At 53.8% G+C, this 1,258-nt stretch carries 1 rRNA gene; it reads right to left on the bottom strand.

From position 1 onward, the window contains the following. Nucleotides 1-1,233 (bottom strand): 23S ribosomal RNA (locus AB0F11_RS38265); the annotation flags it as partial. Between the last annotated feature and the right edge of the window lie 25 nt (nt 1,234-1,258).

Raw genomic sequence — 1,258 nt, 5'->3', positions numbered from 1 at the left:
GTTACACAGTCCTTAGCGGATTCCGACTTCCATGGCCACCGTCCTGCTGTCAAGATGTACTAACACCTTTTGTGGTGTCTGATGAGCGTCCACTCCGGCACCTTAACCTCGCGTTCGGTTCATCCCGCATCGCCAGTTCTGCTTACCAAAAATGGCCCACTAGTGTTGTTCATTCGAATGCCCACGTTCAATTAAGTAACAAGGGCTTCTTACATATTTAAAGTTTGAGAATGGATGAAGGCTATATAGCGCCCCCGAGTCCCTAATCATTCGCTTTACCTCATAAAACTGAGTTCAACACTGCTATCCTGAGGGAAACTTCGGCGGAAACCAGCTACTAGAAGGTTCGATTAGTCTTTCGCCCCCATGCCCATATTTGACGATCGATTTGCACGTCAGAACCGCTGCGAGCCTCCACCAGAGTTTCCTCTGGCTTCACCCTATACAGGCATAGTTCACCTTCTTTCGGGTCCGGCCCCGTATGCTCTTACTCAAATCCATCCGAGAACATCAGGATCGGTCGGTGATGCGCCGAAGCTCTCACCTGCGTTCACTTTCATTACGCGTAGGGGTTTTACACCCGAACACTCGCATACGAAGACGACTCCTTGGTCCGTGTTTCAAGACGGGTCGCTGATGACCATTACGCCAGCATCCTTGCGGAGCGCGTACCTCAGTCCGGCGCAGGGTATTACACAACGGGCTATAACACTCCCCGAGGGGAGCCACATTCCCGAAGCCTTTATCCCCCGCGCCAAACTGATGCTGGCCTGTGCCCGGCAAAGTGCACCAGCGAGAACGCTGGATGATTCACCGGGCCCAAGTCTGGTCATAGGCGCTTCCCTTTCAACAATTTCACGTACTTTTTAACCCTCTTTTCAAAGTGCTTTTCATCTTTCGATCACTCTACTTGTGCGCTATCGGTCTCTGGCCGGTATTTAGCTTTAGAAGACATATACCTCCCATTTTGAGCAGCATTCCCAAACTACTCGACTCGTCGAAGGAGCTTTACATAGGCTTGGCATCCGACCAGACGGGGCTCTCACCCTCTGTGGCGTCCCGTTCCAGGGAACTCGGAAGGCGCCTCGCCAAAAGCATCCTCTACAAATTACAACTCGGGCCCTGGGGACCAGATTTCAAATTTGAGCTGTTGCCGCTTCACGCGCGCTCGGCGAGCGCCTGACGCACTCTCGGCTCCACCGTGCCGAGGTCCTCGCCGATGACGAGGGCGCCGGCCCGGTGCGCCTCCAGGACCAGG

This window comes from Streptomyces sp. NPDC032472 (assembly GCF_040636955.1).
GTDB lineage: Bacteria > Actinomycetota > Actinomycetes > Streptomycetales > Streptomycetaceae > Streptomyces.
Note: the sequence above shows the minus strand (reverse complement) of the source record. Positions and strands in the feature narration are given on the sequence as shown.